Raw genomic sequence first — 25,429 nt, forward strand, 5'->3', positions numbered from 1 at the left:
GCGTGCAATTTCGGCTAAAGGCAATGGCAAGAAGAGCGCCCATCTTGTTTGTTCGACACAGCCATATCGGCTCAAAACAGTATCTTCACGGCCACCGAGATTGTCCGGACGGTGGACAAGCAACCATATTATTTGGTTCGAAAGCTGCAACATCTGTGGAGAACGCGAAATGACAAATTCAGTAGGACGAGTGCCCAGGCTTTCCAAGTGGCTTGGTCGTGACCAATGCTGACACTGGTCAGTCGCCTACGGACGGCAGCGCATTTAGATCGCCTTCGAATTCTAGGCCTTTGCGCGCACGCGGACCTAACTGTCTGCCAGCTAGCGGAGATTCTGGGTCTGCGTCGTGAGCACGTTGTACGACACATTCGGCTGCTGGCCAGAGCCGACTTTCTTTACTGCAACGAACAACGTCCGTGGTGCTCGTACAATCTCAAAACAGGAGGTAAGGACGGCGGGCTGGTTCAATTGTTGGTTGATCTCCTGCCCCACGGCGATGGCTATCACAAACGAGACCTTCAACGGCTCGAAGCGATACGAGACACGCGGCCGAAGGGGACCGCATGCTTGACCGTGAAATAGGTCATCCAATTGGAGCGCGAAGCTACCATGGACAACTCCGCCGACGGCGCGATCGCACAGCCCGACACCTACGGGCAGTCTTCCTTGGCCGCGGTTGATTGCCGCGTTCACGAACTGCTTCTAAGACAGGAGCGGCAGGAGCGGACGACCCTTAAGCTCATCGCCTCAGAGAACTTTGCGTCCTCGGCCGTGCTGGAAGCGAACGGCTCGATTTTCACGAACAAGTACGCCGAGGGGTACCCCGGTGCGCGCTACTACGCTGGAAATGAGATCGTTGATGAGCTTGAGAATCTAGCCATTGAGCGCTTGAAAACACTATTTGGCAGCGAGCATGCCAACGTCCAGCCTTATTCCGGCTCGCCGGCCAACCAGGCTGTCTATCGTGCGCTTTTGAGCCCCGGTGACAAAGTCATGGGCTTGCCCCTTCCGGAAGGGGGCCATCTGACTCATGGTTGGGCCATCAACTTTTCCGGAACTGACTATCAACGCGTCCCCTATGAACTAGATGAAAAGACACAGCAGATTGACTATGACCGCTTGCACGAGACAGCCAAGCGGGATGTCTTTGACTACGCGGCAATGGCAGAAATCGCCCTGGATGCGAACTCCTATCTCGTAGCCGACATTGCGCACATCAGCGGCCTGATTGCCGCGGGAGCGCACCCGAATCCCGTGCGCCATTGCGACGTGGTCAGCAGCACCTCCCACAAATCGATCCGCGGTCCCCGCGGTGGTTTCATTTTGTCCAGGAACGAAGATCGCTATCAGGCCCTGTATCATACAAAGAGCAAATACAATCTCGCCAGACGAATAGACCGGGCGGTCTTTCCTCACCTGCAAGGCGGGCCCCACATGAATGCCATCGCTGCGCTAGCAGTTGCCTTGCACGAAGCCGCGAACCCGTCCTTCCGAAGCTACGGCCAACAGACCGTCAAGAATGCCAAGGCTCTTGCACAGGCACTGATCGAGCGAGGTTATGACCTGGTTACCGGGGGGACGGACAATCACATGCTGATCCTTGATCTGCGCGATCGACCACTATCCGGCAAGGCCTATGCCGAGCGGCTAGCAAAGGCAGGCATCATCACAAACTTTAACATGGTGCCTGGCGACCCGCGGGATCCGGCGGTCACAAGCGGAATTCGCCTGGGGGCGCCAGCAGTGACGTCAATGGGCATGCGCGATGTGGAAACCGTGCAAATTGCTCGCTTCATTGACTCCGTCCTCTGGCGAGCCAGACGACGAAGATCTCCATGCCTCCCTGCGAAGAGACGTTGCCGACTCGTGCGCTGCGTTCGAGGTCCCGGGCATCCCCGACAGGTAAGGTGGGCTAAGCAAAATGCCCCATACAACTCCAACACCCGAAGTGAGGCATTTCATGGCTAGGCAGTTCGTGTTCTCTTCCGAATCGGTTGGCGCGGGACACCCGGATAAGTTGGCCGACAACATCTCGGATGCCATCCTCGATGCCATCCTCCGCACCGATCCCAAGGCGCGCGTCGCCTGTGAAGCGTTGGTAAAATCAGGGATAGTCGTTCTGGCTGGCGAGATTACCAGCGATGCGCGGGTGGATTATAGCCAAGTTGCGCGCGATACAATTCTCGATATTGGATACGACGATGAGGCCGTCGGCTTTGACGGCCGGCGTTGCTCCGTCGTTCATGCACTCACCGAGCAATCGCCCGACATTAGCCAGGGCGTTGACGAGGGACGAGGGCAGGACCTCCAGCAGGGAGCGGGAGATCAGGGCCTCATGTTCGGCTACGCATGCCGCGAAACCGATACCTTGATGCCTTTGCCGATCCAGCTCGCGCATCGCTTGACGAAACGACAGGCAGATGTCCGGAAAGCACGACAGCTTGGCTGGTTGCGTCCTGATATGAAATCCCAAGTCTCAGTGCGCTATGAGGGGTTGCGCCCGGTCGCCCTTGATACCATCGTCGTATCGACCCAACATGACGAGCAAGTCTCGCAAGAGACGGTCCGCGAGGGCGTCATTGAGGAAATCATAAAGCCTGTCCTGCCGACCCACCTGGAGACGGAAGGCGTCAGAATTCTGGTCAACCCGACGGGGAGGTTCGTAGTCGGCGGGCCGCGCGGCGACTGTGGTCTCACTGGACGCAAGATCATCGTTGATTCCTATGGTGGGATGGGTCGTCACGGCGGCGGCGCCTTTTCGGGCAAGGACCCGTCCAAGGTTGACCGCTCAGCTGCCTATGCGGCCCGGTATGTTGCAAAGAATATCGTCGCTAGCGGACTTGCGGACGTCTGCGAGGCAGCTTGCTTACGCAATCGGCGTGGCCAGTCCGGTTTCTGCCATGGTCAACACGTTCGGGACAGCGAGGGTTGAGGAAAGAAGGATCGAGCGCCTCATTCTTGAGTTGTTCGATCTCAGACCGAAAGGCATTATCAAGATGCTTGATCTCCTACGCCCTATATACCGCAAGACCGCGACCTATGGCCATTTCGGCCGTGAAGAGCCTGATTTCACCTGGGAGAAGACAGACAGGGCCGACGAATTGCGTCGCGAGGCAGGACTCGCCGCCCCGTGAGGGCCGACGCCGAATGGATTGGCATCCGGAAAGCCAACTCGCCAGACCCGCCGGCCGGCCGGCGTGGCAAGAAGCCGTCGGGATTTTCGCGGAGACATTGATGCCGGACTATGACGTGCTTTGTATAGGAAATGCCATCGTCGACATCATCGCCCAGTGCGACGAGGCGTTCCTGGAGACCAACGGCATCATCAAGGGCGCAATGAATTTGATCGACACGAGGCGCGCCGAACTGCTCTACAGCCGCATGGGCCCGGCCATTGAAGCCTCGGGCGGCAGCGCCGGCAACACGGCGGCGGGCGTCGCCTCCTTCGGCGGTCGCGCCGCTTTCTTCGGCAAGGTATCCAACGACGCGCTCGGCAAAATCTACGCGCATGACATGCATGCCCAGGGCGTCGCCTTCGACACCAGGCCGCTTAACGGCGAACCGCCGACGGCGCGCTCGATGATCTTCGTCACGCCGGACGGCGAGCGCTCGATGAACACCTATCTCGGCGCCTGCGTCGAGCTCGGCCCGGAGGATGTTGAGGCCGACAAGGCGTCGGGCGCCGCCGTCACCTATTTCGAGGGCTATCTGTGGGACCCGCCGCGCGCCAAGGAGGCGATCAGGCAGACGGCTAAGCTCGCCCACGCCGCCGGGCGCGAAGTGTCGATGACATTGTCGGACTCGTTCTGCGTCGATCGCTACCGCGACGAATTCCTCGGTCTGATGCGCTCCGGCACCGTCGATATCGTCTTTGCCAACAGCCACGAGATCAAGTCGCTCTACCAGACCGCGTCATTCGACGAGGCGCTGGCCCAGATCCGCAGGGACTGCAAGATCGCCGCCGTCACCCGCTCGGAAAAGGGCTCGGTCATCGTGCGCGGCGACGAGACCGTGACCATCAATGCGACCAGGATCCGCGAGCTGGTCGACACCACCGGCGCCGGCGACCTCTACGCCGCCGGCTTCCTCTACGGCTACACGCAAGGCCGCAGCCTCAAGGATTGCGGCGATCTCGGCTCGCTGGCAGCCGGGCTGGTCATCCAGCAAATCGGCCCAAGGCCACGCCAGAATTTGCGCAGAGAGGCGGAGCAGGCGGGATTGCTGTAGGTGGCGAGCCAAGAACCAGCTGCCCACCCTCCTTAATCCAGCCCGAGCCTTTTCTTCAGTTCCGCATTCTCCTTGCGGAGACGATCGGCAAGCAGGCTCTTTAGCCGCTTGTTTTCTTCCTCGAGCGCGACGAGATCCTTCAGCCCGTCACTGTCCGCCGCCGGCGCCGCCGCCTTCTTCCAAAGATAATATGTCTGTTCCGAGATGCCGGCTTGCTTCACCGCGCTCTTGAGAGTAGCGCCGCCGCCGATCGAGGTCTCGATCTGCGCCAGCTTCTGGGCACGATCCTTCGCGGAGTAGCTCTTTCGGCCTGTTCGCGCTGACGGCGGTGCTTCAGTGGTCGCGGATATCGGCTTGGCGCCCTCCTTGCGGGCAGGCGCGCTCGCCTCAGCTTCTGGCTTCCTCGACCGCCGCGCTCTCGTCTTCGGTTTTGGCGTTTCCGCTTTGTCTGCCGGTTCGCTATGAACTACTGCTGACTCGGTTTCCAGGGGATTGGCCATGAAATGCTCCACTCGAGGTTTGTGCAAAAGTTCAGCATCAAGGGCCACGACAGTAGAGTCAACAAGCTGACGATTTAACGGCTCGACTTCGTTTGTTGTTTCGGCCATCGCCGCGGCGATGTCGAAATTGCCCCAGATGGAACGTGCGGATTTTTCATAATTGCGCTTTTGTTTGACTTCCACGGTGAATGGTCGCGTCTGCCGCCTCATAGTTCCTTCCTGAATAGGAGAATGAAGTCGCCGCTCGAATTTTTGGCGCTTCCTGGTTAGCGCGGAGCATTATCGTATAGCCGCTCAACGGGCAAGTGATGCCGGTCTTCGATGGCTGACCCATCTGGGGAGATTTGAGCGGCTTCGCGCGTCCTGCGCATGCCTGTAAGGCCGCCAAGTTTTCTGGGTTAGCAGGCGCGCCACTGTGGCAGCTTGGCTTGTACGGCGAGGCCATGGTTGAGTGAGGCGAACCAAATCCAGCCCCGCGGTCGATCCCGAAGCTTCCCACAATGGCGAAGAGAACATCTTCACTCGTTCCTTTTCAGCACAAGACCTTCCGTTCGCTATGGTCGGCTGCACTCGTTTCGAACCTTGGCACCCTGGTGGAAGGTGTGGCGGCGGCTTGGCTGATGACCAGCATCGCCACCTCCCATGGAATGGTGGCGCTCGTCCAGTCATCGACCACCCTCCCCTACATGATCTTCTCCCTCGCGGCGGGAGCGCTCGCGGACAACTTTGACCGTCGCCGGATCATGTTGACTGCGCAACTGCTGATGGTCTGCGTATCCGCCTTCCTGGCGTTCCTGACCTATGCGGGGGAAATGACACCCTGGATCCTTCTGGGTCTCACCTTCCTGATCGGCTGTGGTTGGGCATTGCACGATCCCTCTTGGCAAGCCTCGATGGGGGATATCCTGCCTCGCGAACACCTGCCTAGCGCGGTTGCGCTCAACGGCATGAGCTACAATCTCATGCGCAGCATCGGGCCGGCGATTGGCGGCCTAATCGTGGCCACAGCCGGTGCGGCCTTCGCGTTCCTCTTTAACGTCTTTTGCTACTTCGCTCTGATCGCTGCGCTGTTGCGGTGGAAAGCGGTACGGGCACGACAAGCGCTGCCGCGGGAGGCTTTCGGCAGTGCGATGGCGGCGGGCTTCCGTTACGTGCTCTTGTCGCCGAACCTTCTCAAGGTGATGTGCCGGAGTTTCATTTTCGGCCTCACCGCCGTTGTGATTTTGGCTCTCCTGCGTTGGTCGCTCGCGAACAGATCAAAGGGACCGCAGTCACCTACGGCGTGATGCTCGGCTTCTTCGGCCTGGGAGCGATTTGCGGCGCGCTCCTCATTGGGCGGGTCCGAGAAGTTCTCTCCAACGAATGGGTCATTCGCGGTGCGTTCTTTATACTGGCGATCAGCTGCTTCTTTCTGGCATGGAGTGAGGACGTTTGGCTGAGCTGTCTCCTCCTCATGCCGGCCGGTGCGGCCTGGATTCAATCATTCTCGCTGTTTAACGTCACAGTGCAGCTTTCGGCGCCGCGGTGGGTGGTTGGACGCGCCCTGTCTCTCTATCAGACGGCCACATACGGCGGCATGGCGGCGGGAAGCTGGCTTTGGGGCGAACTGGCGGATGTCCAAGGTGTTTCGGGAGCCTTCCTCGTCGCCAGCGTGGTTCTTGTGATTGGTGGACTGATGGGCATCGTTCTGCGTCAGCCGGATTTCGAAACGCTCAATCTGGATCCGACCAACAAGTTCAGCGAACCGACGCTGCAACTTGATCTGCGGCCACGAAGCGGTCCGATCATGGTGATGGTCGATTATCGTATCGATCAGAGAGATGTCCCAGAATTTCTCAGTGTGATGACATCGTGGCGAAAAGCCCGGCTGCGAGATGGCGCCAGACAATGGGCGTTGCTGCGTGACCTGGAAAAGCCCGAACTATGGACCGAGTGCTATCATGTGCCAACCTGGGTCGAGTATGTTCGCCACAACAACAGGCAGACCCAGGATGACGCCGAAATCGTTGCGCGCCTGGAAGCGCTGCACCGTGGCGATTGCCCGCCCAAGACGCATCACAAGATCGAACGCCAAACCGTGCGCGTGCACGACGATTTGCCGCTCAGGCCTCATTTGGACAGGACTTGAGCTGGCCCGTTGGTTTGAGCCGGTTACCTTGAGCCGGTGGGCTGCGAACAAGCAGGTCGAGACATTGGCCTCGATCACTTCGCAACACGCGCTGCGCCGGCCTCGGGTGCTCCCCTCGAAATCATTGTGTCGTATCACCGAGGGCATCACGGCCAACAGCTTCCTAGGCAACAGCCTCGCCATTGAGCCGAATATGGTCGCGAGCAGATCACCGACGAAGCGGTCGGAACCTCGGAGCCGAAGTTCGATGCCGAGGTGGCGTTCGCATGATGCGCGAAGCAGCACCACGGCGCTTGCCGGTATGTTTGCGCCCGGCAGCCGACGAACTCCTATCCTCCCGGACCGCTGTGCGTCATCGCTTTGATTTACCGGCCGCTCAAGGCTTCCACAGTTTTCGCTTTCGAGGCGACCTTTGGCAACATGCCAACCGAAATTTAACATAACGACATAAACATTTCTTTATGCGGCATTGACAAAGAAGCGAGCTGCTGTAATTGTCTCCCGTGTCGTGGTTCTCCGTACGGCGGTGCCGCAGCGGAGCTAAGAGGGAAGCCGGTGCGATGCCGGCGCTGCCCCCGCAACTGTTAGCGGCAAGCTAACCCCACTCATGTCACTGAGGCGAATAGCCTTGGGAAGACGGGTAGAGGCTATGACCCGCGAGCCAGGAGACCTGCCACGGCGAATTACGTCCATGGGCGGGGTGTCTCGGTGGCCGCTGCAGCCTGGCGTTCGTGCCGGCCTGCTAGCGCCTTCCTTGTCACCGACGCCCCAACCATCGGGGTATGGCATGACTGTCTCTCAGCAAATTCCTGTAGCAACGCTCGGCGTGCCGCGCTTCGGTCGTCGGCGAGAACTGAAGTTCGCGCTTGAAAGTTACTGGTCCGGAAAATCTTCCGCCGCCGACCTTCTCACGACGGCGAAGGCGCTCCGTGCCGCTAGTTGGGAAGAGCAGCACGATCGCGGCGTGTCGAAAATCCCGTCGAACGACTTCTCGCTTTACGACCATGTGCTCGACACCGCAGCCATGGTCGGCGCCCTTCCGTCTCGTTACGCCTGGAATGGCGGCGAGGTCCCACTCGACATCTACTTCGCTATGGCGCGCGGCAACCAAGGTCAGACGGAGGATTGTGGGCACGGTGGTCACCAGCATGCGGCTCATCGGCCTGGTGTAACCGCGATGGAAATGACCAAGTGGTTTGACACCAACTATCACTACATTGTGCCGGAACTAAACGATGATCAAACGTTCGCTCTTTCGTCGACGAAGCCGGTTGATTACTTCCTCGAGGCTAAAGCCCTCGGCATTCACACACGCCCAGTCATCCTTGGACCGGTCACCTTCCTCAAGCTGGCGAAATCGCCTGCCGAAGGATTCGATCCCATCGCGCTCCTGCCGCGGCTGCTGCCCGTCTACGAGCAACTCGTGCAGAGGCTGAAGCTGTCGGGAGCCGACTGGGTGCAGATCGATGAGCCAGCGCTTGTCCTCGATCTGAACCCGAACGAACGAGCTGCGTTCGAATTCGCCTATGGCCAGCTGTCGAAAGCCGCGCCCGAGCTGAAGATCATGCTGGCTACCTATTTCGGGCCGCTGGGAGACAATCTCGAAACCGCGGTTTCTCTGCCCCTGGCCGGGCTGCATATTGATCTCGTGCGCGCTCCCGAGCAGCTGGAAACGGTGGGTCGGCTCGCACCGAAGGATCTGGTGCTCTCGCTTGGCTTGATCGATGGCCGCAACGTCTGGCGTGCGAACCTGCCCGCCATTCTCGACCGCATCAAACCGATCGTCGCCGGCTGGCCCTTGGACCGCGTCGAGATCGCGCCTTCTTGCTCGATGCTGCATGTGCCGATCGACCTGCGCATGGAGACGGAACTCGACGCGGACATCAGGTCGTGGCTCGCCTTCGCGGCCCAGAAGACCGACGAGTTGGTGTTGCTTGCCCGGGCCCTGTCCCAAGGCAGGGATGCGGTGGCAGGCGCGTTGAAAGCGTCTGCCGAGGCTGCCGCCACTCGCGTGACATCCACGAAGATCCATGACCCGCTGGTTGAGGGGCGGATCGCCAGCATTGACGACAGCATGAAGCGACGAGAGAGCGCTTTTGCCGAGCGCTCCAGAGTCCAGGCCGGCACGCTCGGGCTGCCGCCGTTCCCGACGACGACCATCGGGTCCTTCCCGCAGACGCCGCAGGTACGCAGAGCGCGGGCCGCTCATGCGAAGGGCCAGCTGAGCTATGTCGACTACGAGACCTTCCTGAAGAAGGAGATCGAGGCTGCAATTCGCTGGCAGGAAGAGATCGGGCTGGACGTGCTGGTGCACGGTGAGTTCGAACGAAACGACATGGTACAGCATTTCGGCGAGCAGCTGTCCGGCTTCGCCTTCACCCAGCATGCCTGGGTGCAGAGCTATGGGTCGCGTTACGTGCGTCCCCCCATCATCTTCGGCGACGTATCGAGGCCCAATCCGATGACGCTGCGCTGGTGGCAGTTCGCCCAGTCGCTTACGGAAAACCCTGTGAAGGGAATGCTCACAGGCCCAGTGACCATTCTCAACTGGTCATTTGTTCGCGACGACGTACCCCGCTCCGAAGCATGCCGCCAGATCGCGCTCGCCATCCGCGACGAAGTGACGGATCTCGAATGGTCCGGCGCAAGGATGATCCAGATCGATGAGGCCGCGTTTCGCGAAGGATTGCCACTGCGCCAGTCTGATTGGAACGACTATCTCGACTGGGCTGTCGAATGCTTCCGGATCGCTTCAACGGGTGTAAAGGACGCGACTCAAATCCATACCCACATGTGCTATTCGGAGTTCAACGAGATCATCGACGCGATCGCTGAAATGGATGCGGATGTCATTTCGATTGAGACGTCGCGCTCGAAAATGGAACTGCTGGACGCCTTCACGAGCTCCAAATATCCGAATGAAATCGGGCCCGGAGTCTACGACATTCACTCACCACGGGTCCCGGAAGTCGGCGAGATTTCGGATCTCGTCATGCTTGCCCGCGAGCGACTGTCCGATGCCCAACTGTGGGTAAACCCGGACTGTGGCCTCAAAACCCGCAAGTGGGAGGAGGTCCGCCCTGCCCTCATGAACATGGTTGCTGCAGCACGCGCGCTCCGGGAGAAAGTGTAGGCCGGAAGGTTTCCTGGTTGCTCACCATGTGGTGAGTTAGCGGCTGCCGCATGTGGGCCGTGAATGTGCCAAAACGCGATCACATCCTTTGAAATAAGTCACTCGAGCGAGAAAGTGCACTTTCCTTCGGCACGTGTACTAATCGCGCAGGAATAAAGGGAACCGTTTTCTCCCTGTGACGTGTCGAGGTCGAAGGGGATTTGATTGGCGTCGAGACCGCTCCGGCCATGGGTTATCAGCATGCCAAGTGCGCTGTTCTCGATCAGTTCGTAAAGGACTTCTCGGCTCGGTTCATCGAAATGCGCGGGTACATACATGACAGGTTCCTTCACTGGCCGCCGGGTTCGCTGTTCACCGGCTGGCATCCGATGGCAAGCGTTCCAACGCGGCGGCGATCTGGCGCTTCGCTGCTGAGGGCAGAGGCAGGATGGGACGCGGGGGGTCGGCACGGCAAATGTCGAGCAATTCGGCAAGTGCATAGACGACGCGAAGGCTCGAGAACTCCTTGAAGAGGCTCCAGAGCGGCGCAAGCGTGGCATCGATCCGTCGCGCTTCGGCCGCATCGCCCTGTTGCGCCGCCGTGACGATCTTCACGCAGACCTCGGGCAGGATGCCGGCGAGGACGCTGTACCATGTGTCGGCGCCGGCGATTATGGCCTCTGCAGCGTTCCAGTCGCCGCTGTAGCCGATCGAGAACCCTTCCGGCACAGTGCGCCTCTGGTCGGCCAGATGGCTCTTGATCGCATCGCCCTTGTCTGTCGGATTCTTGATAGCGACAATCCCACCCACCTTTGTCAGGCGGCTGACGAGTGCTGGGGTGAAATGGAAATGCGTCGTTCCTGGATTGTCGTAGACGACGATCGGCAGGCCGCTCTCGCACGCCACCGTCGAGAAATGTTCGAACACCTCGTCCTCAGTGAGCGGGGTGTAGGAGGCGGCCGCAAGCAGCCCCGCGGCAACTCCAAGGGCCTTGGCGTCCTGCGCGAACCTCACTGCTTCATCGGTGCGCAACGCGCCCACACCCACCACGACCGGCGTTCGCCCGGCGATTTCGTCCAAGGTCTCGGCGAGCGTCCGTCGCCGTTCCTCGCGCGACAGATACATGTAGGTGCCGGTGCTGCCGAGAAGACCGATGGAGTCGACCTGAGCGGCGCCAAGCCGAGCAATCAGCCTGCGCAGAGCAACGGTATCGACGCGGCCGTCACGATCGGCGGGCGTGATGGGAAACGCGGAAAGACCACTCAGGAATGCCATGGCAAGGCTCCAGGTTTGTGCGTGAGCGCAGGACTGGCCGGACGACAGGTCATCACAAGGCGTCCAGAGCCCGCCGCAGGTCGGCGATTAGGTCATCGGCGTCTTCAAGACCCACCGAGAGACGCATGAGGTCCTCGCCGACTCCATCGGCCAGATGGGCATCCTTGCGGATCGGCTGACGAGCACGGGTCAGGCTTGCCGGATGATAGATGAGGCTGTCGGCATCGCCGAGGCTGACAGCCCGGGTGATCAAGTTGAGCCGGTCCATCATCCGGCGCGCGCCCTCGAACCCAGCGTGGAGGCCAAAGGCCAACATGCCCGAGCCTTGGGACATCTGCTTTCGCGCCGTCACCTGATCAGGGTGCGAGTCGAGGAAGGGATAACTCACCCATGCCACCGCCGGGTGCGCCTCGAGCGCCTGAGCCACCGCAAGGGCAGTGGCGCTGTGCCGTTCCATGCGCAGCGTGAGCGTCTTCAGACCGCGCAGGATCAGGAAGGCTGACATGGGCGAGAGCGCTGCGCCGGTGATGTAGCGCAGGCCCGTTTCGTGCAGCGTGCGGAGCGTTTGCGCGTCGCCGAGAATCGCCCCGCCAAGGGCGTCACCATGCCCATTGATGTATTTGGTCAGCGAGTGGAGCACGAGGTCGGCCCCATGTTCGAGCGGCCGCTGGAGCGCGGGGGAGGCGAAGGTGCTGTCGACTGCAACCTTTACACCGCGCGCGTGGGCGCGCTCGGCAATGGCAGCGATGTCTAGGATGCGGCTCAGCGGATTCACCGGCGTCTCGAAGAAAACAAGCCGGGTCCGCTCGGTAATCGCGGCATCGAGATTTTGAGGATCGGACAGGTCCACCGCGACGACCTTGATGCCGAAGCGGGGGACCGCCTGTTCGACCATGGCAAGCGTGTTCGCATAAAGTGTCCTGTGGACGATGAGTTCATCCCCTTGGGACAGGAGCGACAGGATCAGCGTCCCGAAAGCCGCCATCCCCGAGGCAACGACCAGACCTGCCTCGGCTCCTTCCAGATTGGCAAGCCGTTGTTCTAGGATCTCCGTCGTCGGATTGTATTCGCGCGCATAGAGCCTTCCGCCAAGCGCGGCGGCGGCCTCGTTCGCTGCCACGCTTTCGAATCCATAGGTCGAGGTCAAGAAGACTGGCGGCTGAACGGCATTGGAAAAGCCGGCCGGATCGTAGCCATGATGGATCGCCCGAGTGGCGAATCCGGGACCGGTGTCGTGGAGCGACCGCGTGAGAGCATCGGTTTCGGATTGATAGGAACGGGTCATTCGGCCTCTAGATCTTTCTTGGGCTTCCGAAAGATTGACGGCAAACTGGCCAATGTGAAATATCCAGTGAGCAATGAATGAAATGGTCCAGTCTTCAAGTGCCGGTTCTGCAGGTCGCTCGCACGCGATGGGTGCACGCCAGATCTACGAGGCTCTTCGCGAGCAAATCCTCGGCGGCGTCTATGAAACCGGTAGTCAGCTGCCGTCCTCCCGCGGCCTGGCAAATGACCTTGGGGTTTCGCGAACGACGGTGACGGTCGCCTATGACCAACTGACCGCGGAAGGTTTTATCGAAGTCCGTCAAGGCGCACGACCTCGCGTTGCATCCTCGCTGATCGCTCCTGAGACGAGCCGCACTGTCGCGAAACGAGTCGGCCCGGTTCATCTGTCCGCCTATGGCGAACGACTGCGCGTTACGCCGCCCTGGCCGGATTATCTGCCGACTGGACTGAAGGTCGATTTCCGCTATGGCGACCTGGCGCCGTCAGACTTCCCCGCATTGGTCTGGAAACGTGCGATGAACGAGGCGATGGGGCAGCGCCCGTTGCGTCTTGCCTATGACGATCCTCGCGGCTGGCGTGGGCTGCGCCAGACGCTCCAGGGCTATCTCTGGCGCGCCCGAACTCTGAGCTGCGACCTCGAGCAGATCATCATCGTCAACGGTTCGCAGCAGGGCCTAGATCTGTGCGCTCGCCTACTTCTCGATCCCGCCGACCGCTTCGTCATCGAGGACCCGTGCTATAGGATGGCGCGTCAGGTCTTTGCCAGTACGGGTGCCTCGCCCGTCCCGGTCACCGTCGACGAGGACGGGATGAAGACGGAGTTGCTGGCGGGGATCGGGGCACGACTGGCCTATGTCACGCCATCGCATCAGTTTCCGCTGGGCGGCGTCATGCCGATCGCGCGCCGCCATCAGCTTCTGGAATGGGCGCGGCACAACAACGCCTATGTGATCGAGGACGACTACGACAGCGAATATCGCTACGACATCAATCCGGTCCCTCCGCTGCACAGTCTTGAGGACCACGGGGCTGTCATCTACCTCGGCACGATCTCCAAAACGCTCTCGCCGATGCTGCGTATCGGCTACCTCGTCGTCCCGACGGAATTGCAGGAGGTCTTCGCTACCGCCAAACAATTCGCGGACCGACATTCGCCGGTCGCTGAACAGGAGGCTCTGGCCTCTTTGATCGAGAGTGGCGGCTACGAAAGCCATGTGCGGCGTGTGCGCAGGCTGAACGGCGAGCGTCGGGAGGCGTTGTTGGGCGCCTTGCGGCGCAGCTTCGGAGATCGCATCGCTGTCCACGGAGCAGAGGCCGGTCTGCACGTCGTCGTTTGGTTCGACGAACTGCCGCGATCGCGGGAAACGACCCTGGTCGAAGCCGCCCGAGGCGCGGGCCTGGGGCTGCACCTGATCTCGCCCCTCTACGAGCGGCAATCGGACGAAGGTCACATCGATCGCGTGGGGCTTGTCATGGGCTATGCCGCCTTGAGCATTCGGCAAATCGAGAAGGGCGTTGAGATCCTGCGAGCGGTTATCAAGCAGGTGCAAGACGCGTTGCCGGGACACGGTGGCTAAAACGGCGGGGACGTGGCGTGCTGGCGAGGAAACCGACCCTTGGGCTGAACCGCATTTCGTTGCAAAGTCAACTGGACTGGGAAAACGCTATGCAACTGGTGCTGTTGATCAGCCAGTTTGGCGGCAGATTTTCGTGCGAGACGAATTTCCGAGAGCGATGCATAACCGGCAAGGAAAGCTGCCTCACATCCATATCGCGCCCGCTGCCTTTTATGAAATGGAGGATCTGGCGGAGGCGTAGCTTGTTGCCGGCCGAGGCGGGCTCGAGCACCCGCAAGAGATAATCGACGATCTCTACCAGGCCTTGTCCACGGCCGAATGATGGAATTATCCAGCGCATGGTGCGGCATGCACCATGCCGATGCCAGAAGATCTGGACGCTCGACAAGCACCTTTCTTCAAACATTTCCCGAACGACCCGCAGCGCAAAGCCTCCCCATGAGAAAAGAGCATCCCATGTCTTTCACGCCATTGATTGCCCCCGAGATCAAGGCCCGCTACCCGGATTTTCATCTGATCAGCATTGTGGTGCGGAACGCTGAAATCGACGTGCCGGATGCACAGGCGTTGAACGACACGATTGCGGCGGCGGAACAGGCGGCGCTTCGCGATGACGCCCCAAGGGACGCGCATCTTGCGGCGTGGGCCGTTGCCTACGAGGCTTTCGGCACAAAGGCCAATCGAACGCGGTGCTCGGCCGCCGCGCTTCTCAAGCGGGTGCGGAAAGATGGCTCTCTCCCGCGGATATCTCCACTGGTTGATGCCTACAATGCCGTCAGCGTGCTGTATGGCGTTCCGATTGGCGGGGAGGATCTCGATCTCTACCAGGGGGTCCCGAGACTTTTAATTGCGAAGGGAGCGGAGCCATTCGACACGATCCAGCAAGGTGAAATGGTAACCGAGCATCCTGAACCGGGCGAAGTCATCTGGTGCGATGATGCCGGTGTCACGTGCCGCCGCTGGAACTGGCGGCAGGGGCGGCGCACCATGGTCACGGTCGATACCCGCGCCATGTGGCTCGTGCTGGAAGCCCTCGGCCCAATGTCAGCTAAACAGATGACGGCCACCGGAGAGCATCTGATGGGACTTATCCAAGCGTTGTGCCCGGGTGCGCGAATCGAAACCGCGCGGATCGACGAGTCCACTACATCTCGTGTTCCTTAGGGCATGGCCCCATCTTTCGGAGAAACACCTCACTCAGCCCTGTCCGGATCTGGCGCTCCTTGCTCGCTCCGCCGGCCTACACAGTTGATTGCGAACGACCCAGAACGGCTCTCGAAAACGAGCGTCGAACGAAATCAGATCACTGCTTGTTCTCCCTTAGCGTTGTTTGGCGTACTTTTATCGCGATGCCTCCAGTGGGGATGGTCCAAATTGCGCAAGCTCGGTCGAGTGATCGCGGAGAAGCTTAATGTCGACTACATCGAAATTCATGGAGCGGTACGGACAACGGGTGCGAACCCGGGACGTCGTCCCGGTGTCGTCAGGCTCTCCCGTCCGACTGAGCCTCAGTTTTCTTCACGGCGCGAATACTCCTGAGGCCGCCCGGATTCTCGTTAAGAGACAGCTGCCGCTCAGGACGGCCCACGCGATACTCACGGAGATGGTCGATCACGGCAAGGCGTTCGTGACGGTTCCTTGCGTCGACGACCTATTGGCACTGAAGAATGAACTGTCGTCCGCAGGCGTGATCGCGAAGGTTCATGCGCCGCGGCCGATAAGTGTTCGCGAAGTCCGGGATCGCACGAAGCTCTCTCAGGAGGCATTCTCCGTGAGGTATGGCCTCGATCTGGCAACGCTTCGAAACTGGGAGCAAGGTCGCTCGAAACCGGATGCAGCGGCGAATACTCTCCTTTGGACCATCGCCCGGAATCCGGAAGCAGTCGAAGAATCTCTGGACATGGAGGACGGAGTGGCTGCCCCTTCGCCCTAAGGGGGCCGATCACTTCGGCGCGCGGCAATTCGGCCGCCAGCGCGATGGCCGGCCGCCGCGCGGTATCGACAGCGCGCGAGCCTCATGCGTCAGACGCCTTCCTTGGCATGTCGCACGCCAGATCCCAAACATGATTCCATCGCAACGAGCTGGTGACGGAAGCAGTGTCTGCACTTTGGAAACGAGCCATTTGCGTTCTCATGGACGTCGCGACTCGTCTCGTCCAGTAAAAGTCGCAATCATTGTCAATTGCGATGTTCCGCAGTCAGCTGGCCGTTTATTTTCCTAAGATCTGCGTTATAGGCCGGGGTGTTGTCGCCGTTTCGGCGGGTAAGATGGGATAGGCGACCTCGGGTGCCTTTCCGGTCAGCGAGTTGAGGAAGGCAACAAGCAGGTCGACTTCTTCGTCCGCCAGTACCACGCCAAGCTGGGTGGTTCCCATGATGGCAACGGCCTGTTTCAGATCCCAAACCTTGCCCGAATGAAAGTATGGCGCGGTGAGTGCAACGTTGCGCAGCGGCGCCACGCGGAAAACATAGGAATCGTCGGCTGCATTGGTGACCGCAAATCGGCCCTTGTCTTTTTCCGGCAGGACCTCGGCGCTGGGCTGTTCCACGAGGCCGAATGGGTAATAGGCTTGCCCACCAACGTTGATACCGCCATGGCAGGACGAGCAGCCTTTGTCCATGAAAAGCGCCAGGCCCTGTTTCTGTTCGGAAGTCATGGCGGCGTCATCGCCATTCAGGAAACTGTCGAAGGGGGCCGGCGTGACCAGTGTCGCCTCGAAGGCTTCGATTGCCTTGGCGAGGTTGTCGAAGGTGACCCGATCGGCTTCAGCCGGAAAAGCTGCATCGAACCACTCGACATATTGCGGCATGGACTTGAGCGTGGTGATGACTTGGCCCGGTGTATTGGCCATTTCGATCCCGGCTTGGACCGGTCCCTTCGCCTGAGCCTTCAGGTCTTCGGCACGACCATCCCAGAACTGGGCGATGTTGAAGACAGCGTTCAGTACAGTCGGCGCGTTGCGCTGTCCCTTCTGCCAACCATGGCCGATCGAGGTTTCGTGATTGTCGTCGCCGCCGGTGGCCAGGTTGTGGCACGAGTTGCACGACAAGACGCCTGACGCAGAGACGCGTGGATCGAAGAACAGTGCCTTGCCGAGAGCGATCTTTTCCGGGGTGATCGGGTTGTTGGCGACTGCCGGCGTGGTGGGTGGCAAAGCCTTGAAAGTGGCCATTGCCGTTTCTCTGAGGTCTGCGGGGATCGAATCCGCAGCAAAGGCGGTGGCCGTCAGCAAGGGGACAGCCATCGTACTGAATAGGATTTTCATAAATGATCTCGCTGCGTCGTGCACGCAGCCACTCTGGGATATGCGGCTCATGAACGCCCTGCGCTAGATCAGTTGCGGGAGAGGACCGGGGGTCTGACACCTGTTTTTGCGGCAGAGCTTGGACCGTCCCGGAATTGAACGCTCTTCTCGATTGGATTTTGGGAGGCGGAGGATCGCTGCTCGGCAAGCGGCGGCGCCGGAGCCGTGCTCCGGTTCTCTCTGCGCCTTCAACTATGAAGAAATCGGGGCCACCGTGTCGGATTCGGTTTGGGGCCGGTTATCTGTTCCGCAGCAGGTCCTGCTCGACTTCCGCCTGCCTTCGCCAGATCGACCTTGGCCCAAATCGATCCGCGATAGTGTCTTGTAGCACCTTTGCGGGACGATCTTATTTCGACTGTAGAGGGCCGTTTGGGGTGAGCAGAATTACACGAATTTCAGAGGCGCCCGAGTAGCTGTTTTAATTGGCTTGTAGGCCTCCATAGAGCGAATATTGGCAGACGACGGAGCACAATTTTGGCTTCGTTTATCATCTTGCTTCGATGGGACAACTGCTTTGCAATCATTACACGGTAATTTACCATCATGAATTTGAGAACCAAGTCCCACGCAGTGATTTTCACACCGGAGGCGTTGCAATCCTATCGCGAGAGGTAACATCGCCATAGCGCCGCAAAATATTGTTTGTTCGCTACACTACGCTCCAGATGCCGGCGAAATCTCGACACAATAACCTCGTCGGCGTACCCGCTCCAGCCTCACACACGACTGCGGCGCCTATACTTGCGCTTTTCCACTGCCCGACATGCAGGCAGCGAGCCATTGCATCGCCGAGGTTGCATCTTCCAATATGGCGACCTGTTTCGCAAAGCGGAAAACAGCCTTGCGCGCTGCGCTCGCAGGTTTTCGTCCGTTGTATGCATCAAAGCACGCCCTGAGGGCGGCTTCGTAGATCCGGTCTCTGCGATCTTCTGGCCATTCGTTGAGGAAATCGATAGCATCCGCAGGACTGGCAATCTCTTGCACGATGTGCGCTGCACGCCTTACGAAAAGTGGGCTGCTGAAAGTCCCTGAGCTCATTCGTTCCTCCCGACCTGCTGAAACCGCTAGTTTTGCGTGAACAGGCGCCTCCTCTACACCCGCCCACCATTGCGGAATGTGTTGTCACAGCGATAGCGGTTCAATAGCAAAGCAGCGGCGTGATGTCCTCGGTTTGCCAGCGGGTCAATCCCTAACATCCTGCTGCAAGAGCGGCTCACCGGATGAATCTAGATCGTTTCGACCATTGCGAATCAACGCTTGATAGTTCCTCCACGCGCCACCAGGAAGCGGCCACTGCTCTGCCATCGATTTCACAGCCAAAAAGAGAATGGCGAAACAGGAATAGCCCGCTTCGTTTCGAGATTACTGGTCATTTTGGCGCAAAGCTTACGGCCGAGACGCGCCTGAAAATGCGCAAGCACCGCGGCAGGTCGCCAACAACGGAACGCATCAACGGACATGACGGCGCGATACTGCGCCATAGATCTCGCTGGACGAGCATCGCAATAATCCTGTCGAGACCTTGGTTGCTTTCAGCGGAGACCGCCACTATGAAGCGACGCTTCGCCGACTGTGTTTCACGCCGCCTGGAGAGTTTCATGACAGAAGAAGCCGAAAAAAACATCAACACCCTCATCGAGCTCACGGCCGATGTCGTCTCAGCCTATGTCTCCAACAATCCGATCCCGGTGGGGGATCTCCCTGCCCTCATCGGCCAAGTGCACGCGGCTCTGAAAGGGACGGCGGAAGGTGTCTCTGCAAAAGAGCCGGTTGCCCTTACGCCTGCAGTCCCGATCAGGAAGTCGGTGACACCGGACTACATCATCTCCCTTGAGGACGGGAAGAAATTCAAATCGCTAAAGCGCCATCTGTCGACCCACTATGGGCTGACGCCGGATGGATATCGGGCCAAATGGGGCCTGTCGGCGGATTATCCCATGGTCGCGCCGAACTACGCCGCGGCGCGCTCGTCATTGGCCAAGACAATGGGGCTCGGCCGCAAACCGAAAGCGCCGGAAGCGCCGGAGCCGGCGCCGACGAAGCGAACCCGCAAGAAGGTCGCGGCTTGATTTCGGCAATGGAGATTCGTTCTGGAGCGTTGCAGCCATCGGCTTAATCTGCGCGTCATATCGTCATATAAAAAGGCGGGGCCAACCCCGCCTTCCTTTTTTGTTTCATGAGGAATTCGCGACGCCTGCAGCAATCTGCTGCCCTCAGTTTTTGCTCGCTCCTATCGAGCGGCCGTGAGGACCTCCGGACCTACGCGCCCACTCTTGCCAGGACGCAGGAGAAAATTTCAACCAGCTTTGCTGAGGCTGCCAGCGGAGGATTTGCCGGTGCGGCGATCCTGCTCGATCTCATAGTTGATCTTCTGGCCGTCAGCGAGGGTCGAGAGGCCCGCGCGTTCGACAGCGGAAATGTGGACGAAAACATCCGGACCGCCATTGTCGGGCTGGATAAATCCAAACCCCTTGGTGCTGTTGAACCACTTTACCGTTCCAGTAGGCATATACGTGTTCCTCCTTAACAATTGCAACGTCGGGCAGGCCATTAGGCCTGCCTGACTCATAGCCGAGACTTGGGCGCAGCAAAAAGCGAAAAATTGTTAAGCCCCGATCAGCTGGCGCACTCCATTTTGGCCGTAGTCGCCAGCAAGCACTGTCCTACACTACCGCTCGAGCATGGCCGGAAGCGCCCGATCCTTCCAACGCTCCTCAGCGCCACGTCTAGGGCTGGTGCTTGGAGGCACGGGACGTAAGGCCGACCGCTGCTCGTGCCGCCAGGTCAAAGGCCGGGTAGTTCACGGAGCTACCTTCGTGCATAACGGCTTGGCAAGCGCTTGAAGGAGTTTCGAATTGGATTGTTTCAAGAGGGTCGAGGGGTTGATCGATGCCACCAGCGTGGAAGCGATCGATAACGCGCGCGTTCTGCTGGACCAGTTCAAGGGCAAGTCAGAAACAATCGCCCAAGCGATCGACGACTTCCTACTTGATTTCATGACCTTGCTGTTTGTGGTAGAAGCTACCCGCGAGCGGTTCCACAATCCGGCGAGGCGGTTGGCGCGTATCAGATTGAGCAGGATCAGGCTGTTACTCACCCGATGCTCTTGACCTAAGGGACCACGCCGCCAGCGATGCGTTTGCAGCCGCAAAGAAGGCAAAATCTGTTCGCCGGCAAACCGAGCACAGCCAGGCGGTATTTACGCAGATGAATTCGATCGCGACCGCCAAATTCTCCTGTTTGGTACCCTGCGACGACGGCAAGCGCGGACACCTTCCGTGCTGCTGTCCTCCAGCGACAAACGTGCCTGCATGCCCCCATCCACGGCGAGCTCGACGGTTGTTTCTTACGTTTGACCAAGGTCCCGCGCAAACACTCCCCTTTCCCGCAGCAACTCATCAGGCTCAACGGCCTCGCGGCAGGCGCATTACGCCAGAAGCGCGCAACCGCCTCGTTTTTTCCGGCCCGAGTCCTACGATCTTCGTTTTCCAGCGCCTCGCGGATATCGCCCAACTCGCCGTCTTTGATCAGATCCGTCTTAGCGCGCGAGCAGGCTCCGGGTTCGAGTTGGCTGGGCTGCTCACGCCTCTGCCCTTCAGCATCGACCCGGTCTGGCTGTCGAGGACAGGGTCCCGCTGGGGCGACCAACATCTCCATTCTCACCGTCAGTGCAGCGGCCATTCGAAGCGCATCCTATACCCCTCCCCGGCAGCGCGCCCAATCGTCTTCCGAACGAAGAAGATATTCTCAGCCGCGCGCGTCGCGTTCGGCCCTGTCCGATGTCCGACAATGTCGGATGCGCAACATGGCAGAGCCCTATTTGTCCACTGCCTCGAACGGTTTTCTGATCTGGCACGGTGCATGCTTGGTCATCCGCAAGGCGTCGCGGACCAAGGAGAATCCCGTCCCATGATCACCTCACCGAGAAATACTCCCGCAGGTCTCCTGGGTCCATCCAAAGATGAGGCTCGAGTAAGGCCTGGCCCCGTGAAGAGCTTATTCATCTGGCTCGCCGCTGCCCCCCGATCCTCCCACGCGGGGAGACGGGGACGCAGCGACTTCATCAAAATGAGGAACAAATCACTTTGCCTCGAACCTTGCCTTTCGACCAGCCATCACCACAACCGCAGCCATCGATCGTCCCCCTGGCTGCGCAGGGCGTTCATTGCCACCGCGCTGGCCCTGGTGACGACCGCTCCGGCTCTGGCCGCCACCGACGGCGGGAAGGTGACGGATTTCCTGCTCGACAACGGCATGGAAGTGGTCGTAATCCCCGATCACCGCGCGCCGATCGTCACTCATATGCTCTGGTACAAGATCGGCAGCGCCGACGAGCCACCCGGCAAATCAGGCCTTGCCCATATCCTCAAGCATCTGATGTTCAAGGCAACGACCAACCACGCCGCCGGCGAGTTAGACCGAGCCGTCTCAGCCATCGGCGGCTACAACAACGCCTTCACCGCCTATGACTACACCACCTTCGTCGAGACGGTGGCGCCCTCGGCGTTGGGTGAGATGATGGGCTTCGAGGCCGATCGCATGTTCAACCTCATCCTCAACGACGATGATATCAAGACCGAGCGCGACGTGATCCTGGAGGAGCGCCGTTGGCGCAGAGAGACGAACCCGCAGGCTCTGCTGGACGAGGAGGTCAACGCGACGTTGCGGCAGAACCAGCCCTACCGCATTCCGGTCATCGGCTGGATGCAGGAGATGGAGAAGCTGAAAACCGACGCATTCACCATCTACAACAAATACTACCGACCGAACAACGCCGTGCTGGTGGTGGCCGGCGACGTAGAGCCGGAGACGGTGAAGGCGCTGGCCGAGAAGACCTATGGCAAGGTTGTGCGCGGGCCGGACCTGCCCCCGCGCAACCGCCCGGTCGAACCGGAGCAGAACACCAGGCGCACAGTGACGCTGACCGATGCGCGCGTTTCGGTGCCGAGCTTTTCCACTCAATGGGTGGTGCCGTCCTATCATACGGCAGAGCCAGGCGAGGCCGAGGCGCTCGACCTGCTGGCCGAGATCCTCGGCGGCGGTAACCGCAGCCGGCTATATCAGGAGCTTGTCGTCAAGCAAGGCATAGCCTCGGCGGCCGGCGCCTCCTTCCAAGGCACCATGCTAGACGACACCAATTTCACCATCTCCGGCTCGCCGCGGGGCGATGCAAAGCTCGTCGATCTCGAAGCGGCGGCCGTTGCCGAAGTCGCCCGGATCGCCAAGGATGGCGTCACCAGCGACGAGCTGGACAAGGCCAAAGACCGCTATATCCGCTCGGTGATTTTTGCGCACGACGAGCTGGACCATATCGCCAACATTTATGGCAAGACGCTCACCACCGGTGGCAATGTGAAGGACGTGCTCGAGAGGCCGGACCGCGTCCGCAAGGTCACCACCGACGAGGTCAAGGCGGTCGCCGCGCGTTATCTGGCGCTCGACCATTCGACCACAGGCTATCTTTTGCCGCAGCAACAGGCGGGGAATTGATCATGAGCTCCATCCCCATGCAAATGCGCCGGCCGGTCTTCCCTCGGCGCGCCTTCGTCACCCTGTTCCTCTCCATCCTCTTTCTGATCTTGCGGGCGCTCGCCCGGTAAACGGGATCTGTTTAAAGCCGCGAGGATCGGTTTTCGCGGGCCTTGCCAGGCATTTGCCGGTTCAGGCGTCATTATTGGGGTGCGCTCCTCCTCAGGCCAGCCTCTCTTCGAGTCGATAGAGTCGCCGATTCGTGGTCCGCAGATTGTAGGCGCAGGCCACCAGCATCCACTCGGCGCGGCTGGCGAAGCCGACGTCCGTTGTTCAATCGTTCGACTGGTAGAACCGCGAGGCATCTTCTAGCGTATTCAGGTATTCTCCCTTTCCAGTCGGGTACCGTGGTCTACCAGCTGTCTGGCCGAGGCCCTATAAGGAACCCGGACGTCGCGGAGTACACACCGCACCTGCTATATATACCTGCTGCGTTGAGGAGGAATCCGGTATTGCCCCTGTGCCTGCCGATGATCCGTCACCTGAGATCCCCCGACCTGTTTGGACCCATTGATCGCCTGCCGGCACTTGGCACGCCGATTAGCGAGCGGACATTCGAGGTCCTCAACCCGTCGACTGGCGAAGTGCTGGCAGAACTACCCGACATGGGGGTCGAGGAGACATGCGCTGCGATCGACAAGGCCTATGTCGCGCAGCCTGGATGGGCAGGGCTGACCGCACGTGAGCGCAGCGACGTTCTATGGCGATGGCATCAGTTGATCATCGACCACGCCGACGATCTCGCCGCGATTCTCACCGCGGAGATGGGCAAGCCGCTTGCCGAAGCCAAGTCGGAGATATCGCATGCTGCGGCGTATCTGCAATGGTACGCCGAGGAGGCCAATCGCGTCTATGGCGAGACGATCTCCGCACCATCGATGGACCGCCGAATGCTGGTAATCAAGCAGCCCATCGGAGTTGTTGGCACGATAACGCCATGGAATTTCCCGGCCTCGATGGTGGCGCGCAAAATCTCGCCAGCCTTGGCGGCGGGCTGCACGATCGTCCTCAAGCCCGCTGAACAGACGCCGCTCGTTGCGGGCGCAATGTTCGCCCTCGCCCATCAGGCTGGCTTTCCCGAAGGCGTCGTCAACCTGATCTATGCGTCCGAAGGTGACGCGGTCGGCCGCGAACTTTGTACCAATCCCAGGGTCCGCAAGATCAGCTTCACCGGGTCGACTGAGATCGGGCGCCTTCTCATGCGCCAGTGCTCGGACCAGATCAAAAAAGTCAGCCTTGAGCTCGGCGGCAATGCACCTTTCATCGTCTTCGATGATGCCGATATTGATGCCGCGGTTGACGGTGGGATCCAGGCGAAGTTCCGCAATGCCGGCCAGACCTGCGTTTCGGCGAACCGCCTTTACGTCCAGTCGGGCGTTCACGACGAGTTCGTCGAGAAATTCGTGCAACGGGCTCGCCAACTTCAAGTTGGTGACGGTTTCGCTCCCGGAGTGGACATCGGACCGCTCATCGACAAGCACGCTTTGGCCAAGATCGAATCCCATATTGCCGATGCCGTCGCCAAAGGCGGCGCAATTCGATGCGGGGGCAAACGCATCGGCACGAATGGCACGTTTTTCCAACCGACAGTCCTGACCGGTGTCTCCAGCGAGATGACCGTCGCGCAAGAAGAGACATTCGGGCCGCTGGCACCGATTATTCGCTTCAAAGATGCGGATCAGGTCGTGCGTGAGGCCAACGACACGATCTACGGCCTCGCGGCCTACTTTTATGCCTCCAACCTGAAGCGTGTCTGGCGTGTGGCCGAGGCCTTGGAATATGGAATGGTCGGGGTAAATACCGGCCGGATGTCTTCAGAAGCGGCGCCGTTCGGTGGGATAAAACAGTCCGGCATCGGGCGGGAGGGATCCCGCCATGGCCTCGAGGACTACCTCGAAATGAAATATCTCTGCATGGGCGGCATCTGAATTTTCGGCTTGCAGGGTTCACAGACCGGGTAACCTAGCGAGCGATCTCCAAATATGGGAATTGTAGGATCGCTCCTCGATTGGGAACTGAGGGGCGGCTCCGTACCCGAGCAAACACGCAATCCTGAAGGAGCACCCTGGCTGGACCTATCTCTCGACGAGACAAGCGTCTGCCTTGTCGGCGAAGACGGCGTGCATGTGACGGAGGATACGCTTGCGAGGGATTTGGCGGCCCTCGCCGACTATCTTCAGGCGACGGGCTGTCTTTGCGCGGGTCTGGTTGGAAGCTTGTGCACCATCGCGATCGTGAACGCTGGTTGTGCGCAATATCCGGTTTCTGGGGCAGAATTTTGAACCTGCTACCTTCCGATTGTCAGTAGCTCAGTTGTTCTTCGGCCGACTGCCGCGCCAGTACAGGCTCGGACAGAATCGAAGATACCATCGGGGGGGGGGGGGGCCCGCCCCCCCCCCCCCCCCCGACATTTCCTACCAAGGCACGACACTGATCTCCGGCCAGTTCTCCCTGGCACGCGCGCCCTTCATCTCGTGCGTCTGCCGATT

17 protein-coding genes, 3 pseudogenes and 1 riboswitch are annotated in these 25,429 nt (G+C 60.0%); of the genes and pseudogenes, 12 read left to right on the plus strand and 8 right to left on the minus strand.

Features of this window, described 5'->3' with window-relative positions; all coding sequences use genetic code 11:
* Nucleotides 1-609: 609 nt before the first annotated feature.
* The 3 genes and pseudogenes from glyA to NKI58_RS30155 all read left to right on the plus strand — a co-directional run bounded on the left by glyA (nt 610) and on the right by NKI58_RS30155 (nt 4,227).
* Nucleotides 610-1,906, plus strand: a pseudogene (gene glyA / locus NKI58_RS30145) (serine hydroxymethyltransferase).
* A 54-nt stretch (nt 1,907-1,960) separates the two neighbouring features.
* A pseudogene (gene metK, locus NKI58_RS30150) lies at nt 1,961-3,134 on the plus strand (methionine adenosyltransferase).
* 100 nt (nt 3,135-3,234) lie between these two features.
* Nucleotides 3,235-4,227 carry an adenosine kinase gene (locus NKI58_RS30155; RefSeq protein ID WP_352572131.1) on the plus strand — a complete coding sequence of 331 codons (993 nt, stop codon included), beginning with the start codon at nt 3,235-3,237 and terminating at the stop codon, nt 4,225-4,227.
* Between the two features lie 32 nt (nt 4,228-4,259).
* Here NKI58_RS30155 and NKI58_RS30160 read toward each other — a convergent pair whose 3' ends face one another.
* The gene (locus tag NKI58_RS30160; RefSeq protein WP_352572130.1) at nt 4,260-4,937 is read right to left on the minus strand and encodes a transposase; all 678 of its coding nucleotides are present in this window, start codon (nt 4,935-4,937) and stop codon (nt 4,260-4,262) included.
* A gap of 290 nt (nt 4,938-5,227) precedes the next feature.
* Between NKI58_RS30160 and NKI58_RS30165 the strand changes: the two are divergent.
* Together NKI58_RS30165 and metE are read left to right on the plus strand one after the other, a co-directional pair.
* Nucleotides 5,228-6,855 (plus strand): annotated as a pseudogene (locus tag NKI58_RS30165) (MFS transporter).
* 492 nt (nt 6,856-7,347) lie between these two features.
* Nucleotides 7,348-7,547, plus strand: a riboswitch (cobalamin riboswitch).
* Nucleotides 7,548-7,642: 95 nt separating this feature from the next.
* Nucleotides 7,643-9,988, plus strand: coding sequence for a 5-methyltetrahydropteroyltriglutamate--homocysteine S-methyltransferase (gene metE / locus NKI58_RS30170; RefSeq protein WP_352854159.1), 2,346 nt, complete (start codon nt 7,643-7,645; stop codon nt 9,986-9,988).
* Between the two features lie 98 nt (nt 9,989-10,086).
* Here the strand turns inward: metE and NKI58_RS30175 are convergent, their stop codons facing one another.
* The 3 genes from NKI58_RS30175 to NKI58_RS30185 are packed head-to-tail and all read right to left on the minus strand — an operon-like array spanning nt 10,087 to nt 12,527.
* Nucleotides 10,087-10,305 (minus strand): FMN-binding negative transcriptional regulator, encoded by a 219-nt coding sequence (locus NKI58_RS30175; protein WP_352642371.1) that lies wholly within the window; start codon nt 10,303-10,305, stop codon nt 10,087-10,089.
* Nucleotides 10,306-10,339: 34 nt separating this feature from the next.
* Entirely contained in the window at nt 10,340-11,242 is a 903-nt protein-coding gene (locus NKI58_RS30180) for a dihydrodipicolinate synthase family protein (RefSeq protein WP_352854162.1), read from the minus strand.
* Between the two features lie 52 nt (nt 11,243-11,294).
* The gene (locus NKI58_RS30185) at nt 11,295-12,527 is read right to left on the minus strand and encodes a trans-sulfuration enzyme family protein (protein WP_352642375.1); all 1,233 of its coding nucleotides are present in this window, start codon (nt 12,525-12,527) and stop codon (nt 11,295-11,297) included.
* An 82-nt stretch (nt 12,528-12,609) separates the two neighbouring features.
* On the opposite strand from NKI58_RS30185, the gene pdxR reads away from it, so the two are divergent.
* A complete protein-coding gene (gene pdxR / locus NKI58_RS30190) occupies nt 12,610-14,106 on the plus strand; it encodes a MocR-like pyridoxine biosynthesis transcription factor PdxR (RefSeq protein ID WP_502898848.1) in 1,497 nt (498 codons plus the stop codon).
* 67 nt (nt 14,107-14,173) lie between these two features.
* Here the strand turns inward: pdxR and NKI58_RS30195 are convergent, their stop codons facing one another.
* Nucleotides 14,174-14,494: a hypothetical protein gene (locus tag NKI58_RS30195; protein ID WP_352854165.1), complete on the minus strand. Its 321-nt coding sequence runs from the start codon at nt 14,492-14,494 to the stop codon at nt 14,174-14,176.
* A 68-nt stretch (nt 14,495-14,562) separates the two neighbouring features.
* Between NKI58_RS30195 and NKI58_RS30200 the strand changes: the two genes are divergently transcribed.
* Together NKI58_RS30200 and NKI58_RS30205 are read left to right on the plus strand one after the other, a co-directional pair.
* A complete protein-coding gene (locus NKI58_RS30200; RefSeq protein ID WP_352854168.1) occupies nt 14,563-15,270 on the plus strand; it encodes a B3/B4 domain-containing protein in 708 nt (235 codons plus the stop codon).
* 439 nt (nt 15,271-15,709) lie between these two features.
* Entirely contained in the window at nt 15,710-16,039 is a 330-nt protein-coding gene (locus NKI58_RS30205) for a helix-turn-helix domain-containing protein (RefSeq protein WP_023679674.1), read from the plus strand.
* A gap of 277 nt (nt 16,040-16,316) precedes the next feature.
* Here the strand turns inward: NKI58_RS30205 and NKI58_RS30210 are convergent, their stop codons facing one another.
* On the minus strand, nt 16,317-17,372 hold the full coding sequence (locus NKI58_RS30210) for a cytochrome-c peroxidase (RefSeq protein ID WP_023679673.1): 1,056 nt from the start codon (nt 17,370-17,372) through the stop codon (nt 16,317-16,319).
* A gap of 774 nt (nt 17,373-18,146) precedes the next feature.
* Nucleotides 18,147-18,449 carry a DUF982 domain-containing protein gene (locus tag NKI58_RS30215; RefSeq protein ID WP_352452612.1) on the minus strand — a complete coding sequence of 101 codons (303 nt, stop codon included), beginning with the start codon at nt 18,447-18,449 and terminating at the stop codon, nt 18,147-18,149.
* A gap of 560 nt (nt 18,450-19,009) precedes the next feature.
* On the opposite strand from NKI58_RS30215, the gene NKI58_RS30220 reads away from it, so the two are divergent.
* On the plus strand, nt 19,010-19,480 hold the full coding sequence (locus tag NKI58_RS30220; RefSeq protein ID WP_352452644.1) for a Ros/MucR family transcriptional regulator: 471 nt from the start codon (nt 19,010-19,012) through the stop codon (nt 19,478-19,480).
* A 227-nt stretch (nt 19,481-19,707) separates the two neighbouring features.
* Here the strand turns inward: NKI58_RS30220 and NKI58_RS30225 are convergent, their stop codons facing one another.
* A complete protein-coding gene (locus NKI58_RS30225) occupies nt 19,708-19,920 on the minus strand; it encodes a cold-shock protein (RefSeq protein WP_023679670.1) in 213 nt (70 codons plus the stop codon).
* A gap of 373 nt (nt 19,921-20,293) precedes the next feature.
* Here NKI58_RS30225 and NKI58_RS30230 point away from each other — a divergent pair, with 373 nt between their 5' ends.
* From NKI58_RS30230 to NKI58_RS30240, 3 genes are all read left to right on the plus strand, one after another.
* Nucleotides 20,294-20,521: a hypothetical protein gene (locus NKI58_RS30230; RefSeq protein WP_352473851.1), complete on the plus strand. Its 228-nt coding sequence runs from the start codon at nt 20,294-20,296 to the stop codon at nt 20,519-20,521.
* A gap of 958 nt (nt 20,522-21,479) precedes the next feature.
* Nucleotides 21,480-22,901, plus strand: coding sequence for a M16 family metallopeptidase (locus tag NKI58_RS30235; protein ID WP_352854169.1), 1,422 nt, complete (start codon nt 21,480-21,482; stop codon nt 22,899-22,901).
* Between the two features lie 509 nt (nt 22,902-23,410).
* A complete protein-coding gene (locus NKI58_RS30240) occupies nt 23,411-24,868 on the plus strand; it encodes an NAD-dependent succinate-semialdehyde dehydrogenase (protein WP_502898849.1) in 1,458 nt (485 codons plus the stop codon).
* Nucleotides 24,869-25,429: the final 561 nt, after the last annotated feature.

It is taken from the genome of Mesorhizobium sp. M0522 (assembly GCF_040321085.1).
In the GTDB taxonomy this organism is placed as follows: Bacteria; Pseudomonadota; Alphaproteobacteria; order Rhizobiales; family Rhizobiaceae; genus Mesorhizobium.

Bases quoted from the DNA above. Each gene is read 5' to 3' on its own strand.
- NKI58_RS30235 (WP_352854169.1), top strand. From the start codon at position 21,480: ATGAGGAACAAATCACTTTGCCTCGAACCTTGCCTTTCGACCAGCCAT.
- NKI58_RS30180 (WP_352854162.1), bottom strand. From the start codon at position 11,242: ATGGCATTCCTGAGTGGTCTTTCCGCGTTTCCCATCACGCCCGCCGAT.
- NKI58_RS30215 (WP_352452612.1), bottom strand. From the start codon at position 18,449: ATGAGCTCAGGGACTTTCAGCAGCCCACTTTTCGTAAGGCGTGCAGCG.
- NKI58_RS30220 (WP_352452644.1), top strand. From the start codon at position 19,010: ATGACAGAAGAAGCCGAAAAAAACATCAACACCCTCATCGAGCTCACG.
- pdxR (WP_502898848.1), top strand. From the start codon at position 12,610: ATGGTCCAGTCTTCAAGTGCCGGTTCTGCAGGTCGCTCGCACGCGATG.
- metE (WP_352854159.1), top strand. From the start codon at position 7,643: ATGACTGTCTCTCAGCAAATTCCTGTAGCAACGCTCGGCGTGCCGCGC.
- NKI58_RS30185 (WP_352642375.1), bottom strand. From the start codon at position 12,527: ATGACCCGTTCCTATCAATCCGAAACCGATGCTCTCACGCGGTCGCTC.
- NKI58_RS30210 (WP_023679673.1), bottom strand. From the start codon at position 17,372: ATGAAAATCCTATTCAGTACGATGGCTGTCCCCTTGCTGACGGCCACC.
- NKI58_RS30200 (WP_352854168.1), top strand. From the start codon at position 14,563: ATGTCTTTCACGCCATTGATTGCCCCCGAGATCAAGGCCCGCTACCCG.
- NKI58_RS30155 (WP_352572131.1), top strand. From the start codon at position 3,235: ATGCCGGACTATGACGTGCTTTGTATAGGAAATGCCATCGTCGACATC.
- NKI58_RS30160 (WP_352572130.1), bottom strand. From the start codon at position 4,937: ATGAGGCGGCAGACGCGACCATTCACCGTGGAAGTCAAACAAAAGCGC.
- NKI58_RS30205 (WP_023679674.1), top strand. From the start codon at position 15,710: ATGGTCGATCACGGCAAGGCGTTCGTGACGGTTCCTTGCGTCGACGAC.
- NKI58_RS30225 (WP_023679670.1), bottom strand. From the start codon at position 19,920: ATGCCTACTGGAACGGTAAAGTGGTTCAACAGCACCAAGGGGTTTGGA.
- NKI58_RS30175 (WP_352642371.1), bottom strand. From the start codon at position 10,305: ATGTATGTACCCGCGCATTTCGATGAACCGAGCCGAGAAGTCCTTTAC.
- NKI58_RS30240 (WP_502898849.1), top strand. From the start codon at position 23,411: ATGATCCGTCACCTGAGATCCCCCGACCTGTTTGGACCCATTGATCGC.